Annotated in this window: 1 protein-coding gene; it reads right to left on the bottom strand. The window is 73.2% G+C overall.

Annotated elements, in window-relative coordinates:
• A partial coding sequence (locus tag ID132_RS08600) for a hypothetical protein (protein ID WP_211198351.1) occupies positions 1-265 on the bottom strand: 265 nt, incomplete at both ends.

Genomic DNA, 265 nt, shown 5'->3' with positions numbered 1-265 from the left:
CTCGACGAGCTTCGTCTCGGTGACGACCCGCTTGCGCAGGCGCAGGTTGCCGCCCGCGTTCTGCTGCGAGGCACCACCCGCGGGAGCCGTTGCGCTGCCCGCCGTGTTGGGGTCGGATGCAACGCCCGCGCCAGTCGCGGCATGGCGCCCGGCGGCATTCGGGTCGAGTCGTTCCTCGCCCGCGGCGGCATCCTGGCCGGAGTCACGCCGCTCCCCAGCGGGCACCGCATTGGCGTTCGAGTTGACGCGTCGGTCGCCAGGCACA

The organism is Gulosibacter sediminis (genome assembly GCF_014904065.1).
Classification (GTDB): Bacteria; Actinomycetota; Actinomycetes; order Actinomycetales; family Microbacteriaceae; genus Gulosibacter; species Gulosibacter sediminis.
The sequence above is the reverse complement of the archived record's forward strand: the minus strand, read 5'-3'. Positions and strand labels throughout refer to the sequence as shown.